This is a genomic window from Kitasatospora sp. NPDC036755 (genome assembly GCF_040636595.1).
GTDB lineage: Bacteria > Actinomycetota > Actinomycetes > Streptomycetales > Streptomycetaceae > Kitasatospora.
On record NZ_JBEZUT010000496.1, the window covers coordinates 1 to 4424 of the forward strand.

3 protein-coding genes are annotated in these 4424 nt (G+C 77.4%); 1 reads left to right on the top strand and 2 read right to left on the bottom strand.

The window, feature by feature from the left end; all coding sequences use genetic code 11:
- Window positions 1-1779 (bottom strand): SpoIIE family protein phosphatase (locus tag AB0E96_RS38680; protein ID WP_359831155.1); only part of this gene is annotated, 1779 nt, incomplete at its 3' end.
- Between the two features lie 339 nt (window positions 1780-2118).
- Here AB0E96_RS38680 and AB0E96_RS38685 point away from each other — a divergent pair.
- The gene (locus AB0E96_RS38685; RefSeq protein WP_359831157.1) at window positions 2119-3345 is read left to right on the top strand and encodes an ROK family protein; all 1227 of its coding nucleotides are present in this window, start codon (window positions 2119-2121) and stop codon (window positions 3343-3345) included.
- Window positions 3346-3429: 84 nt separating this feature from the next.
- On the opposite strand, the gene AB0E96_RS38690 is transcribed toward AB0E96_RS38685, so the two are convergent.
- On the bottom strand, window positions 3430-4424 hold a 995-nt coding region (locus AB0E96_RS38690), incomplete at its 5' end, for a S1 family peptidase (protein ID WP_359831159.1).

The following is a 4424-nucleotide window of genomic DNA, read 5'->3' on the forward strand; positions in this document are numbered from 1 at the left end:
CGCGGCTACTCCGAGGGGCTGGCGTTCCGGGTGGTGCGCGGTGCGCTGGAGGAGGGCGATGTCGTCCTCGGCGGTGGCCGGGGCCGGGGCGAGGGAGCGGAGGAGGGCGTCGAGCAGCTCGTCGAGGACCCCGGTGGCGGGCAGCCGCAGCGCCGCGAGCCGCTCCAGGGAGACGTCGATGTCCTCGCCCCGGCGCTCGACCAGGCCGTCGGTGTAGAGCAGCAGGGTCTGGCCGGGGACGAGCGGGTGGGAGGTCTGTTCGTAGCCGCCGAGGCCGGTGCCGAGCGGCGGGCCGGTGGGGACGCGCAGCAGCTCGGTCGGACGGCCGGGGGCGATCAGGGCGGGCGGCAGGTGGCCCGCGCTGGAGAGGGTCCAGCGGCCGCGGCCCGGGTCGGCGAGGGCCAGCAGGCAGGTCGCCGGGCGGGCGGAGTCGTCGGCCGAGACGATGTCGTCGAGCTGACGCAGGATCCGGTGCGGGGGCAGGTCCATACCGGCGAGGTCGCGCAGCGCGGAGCGGTAGTGGGTCATGTCGACGGCGGCCTCGACGCCGTGGCCCATGACGTCGCCCATCGCCAGCAGGGTGCGCCCGAACGGCAGCCGGACCGTCTCGAACCAGTCGCCGCCGACCACCGAGGTGCTCCCGGAGGGCAGGTAGCGGGAGGCGAGGGCGAGGTTATGGTGCGGATTTCCGGGCTCGCTGAGCAGCGCGCGCTGGAGTTCCAGGGCGATGCCCTGGGAGCGGGCGAAGCGGCGGGCGTTGTCGAGGGCGGTGGCGGCGCGGGCGGCGAGGTCGCCGAACAGGGCGGCCTCGTCCGGGGTGAAGGCCGGGCCGGCGGCGGTGCGTCCGAGGGTGAGCAGCCCGATCAGGCGGCCCCGGGCGGCCATCGGCAGCACCAGCAGCGAGGCCGTCCCGGGCGGGCAGGAGTCCTCGGGCCCGGGCTCGGTGAGCACGGCGACGCCGCCGGCCAGGCTGCGGGCGGCAGCCGAGCCCTCCCCGTGGCGAATCGATTCGCCGGGCCGGGGCAGCGCGGCGAGGGCCGAGGCCGGCAGGGGCGGCGCGGACCGGGCGCCGGCGCGGTGCAGCCGCTGGGGCACGCCGTGCCCGGCCCGGGTGGGTTCGGCCTCGGGCGGCAGCACGTCCACGGTGGCGAACTCGGCGAGCCGGGGCACCGCGAAGGCCGCGAGCTCGTCGCCGGTGGTGCCGAGGTCGAGGGTGGTGCCGATCCGCTCGGCGGCGGCGTCGAGCAGGGCGAGCCGGGCCCGGGCCTGCTCCAGCAGGCGCAGCTGCTCGCGGGCCGGGTCGGGATCGTCCAGCACGACGACGATCACCCCGGTGGTCCGCCCGGAGCGCCGCAGCGCCCGGTAGCGCACCCGCAGGCCGGGCGGCACGGGGGCGCCCGCGCCGTCCGGGCCTCCGGTGGCCTGCTCGCGGGCGAGCCCGTCGGCGAGGACCCGGCGCAGGACGCCGAGGGCCCCGGCGAACGCGGTGGTCCCGGCGGCCCGGCCGAGCAGGTCCGCGCGGCGCAGACCGGTGGCGGTGGTGAAGGCCGCGTTCAGGTACTGCCAGCGCAGCCGCTCGTCGAGCAGGGCCACACCGACCGGGGCGGCGGCCAGCACCTCACGGAGCCGCTCCGGGTCGTCGCCGCCGTCACCCCCGCCGTCGCCTCCGGCGATCACGCCGAGCCGGGCGGCGAGGGCCGCCGCGGTCGCCGCCAGGGACCGGGAGTCCGGTGTCGCGGATCGCGGACCCTCTGCTCGGTTGCCGTGCCGGAAGTGCATGAGCCCATGATCACGCGCTCGGGCGCGGCACGCCCACCAGTGGGTGGAACGTTGACTCACCGGGGACGGTGCTGTAACGGAGCGTGCGGCGGAACCGGTGCGGCGTGCTCCGTGCGGCCGTCCACGGTGTCGTCGCGGGTCCGCCGCGGGTCCACCGCGGGTCCACCGCGGGTCCACCGCGGGTCCACCGCCGGGCGGTTCGGACACGGCCGGTGGACGCCGGATGATCACCGGTCATACTTGGGCGGCGGCGCCCGACCCCGGGCGCGGCGGGCCGGGGCCGGACCGCCCGGCCGTACGATCCGACCCGCGCCCGAAGACCCAGACCGGAGGAACCCGATGAGCGCCCACCAGCCGACCAGTCGCCCGGCGGCAGGGGCCCGCGGGGTGCCGTGGAACCGGCAGCGGCTGCGCAGCAACAACGAGTGGCTGCTGCTGGAGCTGCTGCGCACCGGCGGCGGCTCCTCGCGCGCCCAGCTGGCCCGGGACACCGGCCTGTCCAAGCCGACCGTCTCGGCCGCGCTGGCCGAGCTGGAGCGGGCCGGGCTGGTGCGGGAGGCCGGGCGACTGGCCCCGGAGCGCGGCCGCACCGCGGTGCTGTACGAGGTCGACCCGACGGCCGGGCACGTGCTCGGTGTGGACATCGGCCGGGCCCGGCTGCGGATGGCGGTGGCGGACCTGGCCGGCACGGTGGTCGCCCGCCGGGACGTGGCCAACCGGGGCCGCTCGGCGGACGCCGTCGCGGACGCCGTGGTCGCCGCCGCGCACGAGGCGATCGCGGAGGCGGGCCTCACCGCGGGGGACATCGTGCACGCGGTGATCGGCACCCCGGGGGTGTGGGACGAGCAGCGGCGCGGCGTGCGCTACGCCAGCAGCCTGCCCGGCTGGGGCAGACCGGGACTGTTCGACCGGATAGGGGAGGGTCTGGGGACGGCCGTCTCGGTGGCCAACGACGCCAACCTGGCGGCGCTCGGCGAGTACACCCTCGGAGCCGGGACGGGCAGCCGGATGTTCGCCTACCTGCTCGTCGGCACCGGTCTCGGGCTGGGCGTGGTGAAGGACGGCGAACTGCTGCTCGGCGCGCACGGCGCGCTGGGCGAGATCGGCCTGGTCCCGCTGTCCGGGCGGGCCGACGAGCCGACCGCGACCATCGAGCAGGAGGCCGCCGCGGACGCGGTGGTGCGCGCCGCCCGGGACTTCGGGCTGGACGGCGAGAGCACGGGGCCGCGCCGGCTGACGGCGAAGCAGGTGTTCGAACGGGCCAGGGCCGGGGAGGCCGCGGCGGTCCGGGCGGTGGAACGGGAGGCCGAGCGGCTCGCCTACACGGTGGCCGTGCTGTCGGCCGTCCTGGACCCGGACCTGGTGGTGCTGGGCGGCGGGATCGGCAGCAGCGCGGACCTGCTCCTGGAGCCGCTGGAGCAGGCCCTGCACCGGCTCGCCCCGATGCGTCCGACGCTCGCGCCGAGCCTCCTGGGGGAGGAGGCGGTGCTCCTCGGCGCGGTCGCCACGGCGCTGGAGACCGCCCGTCCCGAGGTGTTCGAACGCCGGACGGCGGGACTGCGCTGACGGGCCGGTCGTCCCGGTCGTCCCGGTCGTCCCGGTCCTCCCGGCCGGTCGTTTCGGCCGGTCGGCCGGAGGGCCCTGGTGGGATCAGCCGGTGGCCAGGGTCAGCCCGTAGGCGCCGAGGATCGGGTTGACCGGCTGGAAGTACGTCTCCCCGCCCGAGGCGCAGTCGCCGGAGCCGCCGGAGGTCACCCCCTGGGCCTGGTCGCCGGAGATGAACGACCCGCCGGAGTCTCCGGGTTCGGCGCAGACGGTGGTGCGGGTGACGCCGTAGACGCTGCCCTCCTGGTAGGTGACGGTGGCGTTCTGCTCCTCGACGGTGCCGCAGTGCCAGCCGGTGGTGGAGCCGGAGCGGCAGACCGAGCCGCCGACCGTCTGCTCGGTCGAGCCGGCCACCGTCACCGTGCCGCCCGCGTAGTCGTCCACCTGCGGCCGGGCGTACCAGCCGGGGCCGGCCGCGACCCAGGAGTAGTCGTTGCCGGGGAAGGTCGAGCCCTGGAAGGTGCCGATCGAACTGCCGTCGGCGGCGGTCGCGTTGGAGCCCGGTTGGCCGCAGTGGCCGGCGCTGACGAAGCCCGGTCGGCCGTTTCGGGTGACGGGGAAGCCGATCGAGCAGCGGGCGGCGTTGTCGATGTAGTACGCGTCCCCGCCGCGCAGGTCGGCGAGCGGCCTGGGTGCGGCGGTGGCGCGTTCGATCCGGACCAGTGAGCGGTCCGCGCCGGAGTCCCGGAGGAACGCTTCGGTACGGGCGGCGTCGGTGGACCGCAGGACGACGGCGTTGGTCCGGACGTCCACGTACCAGAGCGGGGTGGCGCCGAGGGTGGCGGCCGCGGCGGCCCGGTCGAGTGCCTCCTTGGCCCGGGTCAGTTCGGCGAGGGAGTGCCGGACGACGGTGGCCCGGCCGCCGTGGGCGGTGACGGTGCGGGCGGCCGAGGCGTCGGTGGTGGCGACCACCAGGGTGGCGTCCGGCCCGTCGAGCCAGGCTCCGCCCCAGCGCTCGCCCAGCGCCCGGGCGAGCGCCGAGCGGACCTCGGCGGCCCGGCCCTCCCGGGCGAGCCGGTCGGCGGCGGCCTGCGGGGAGA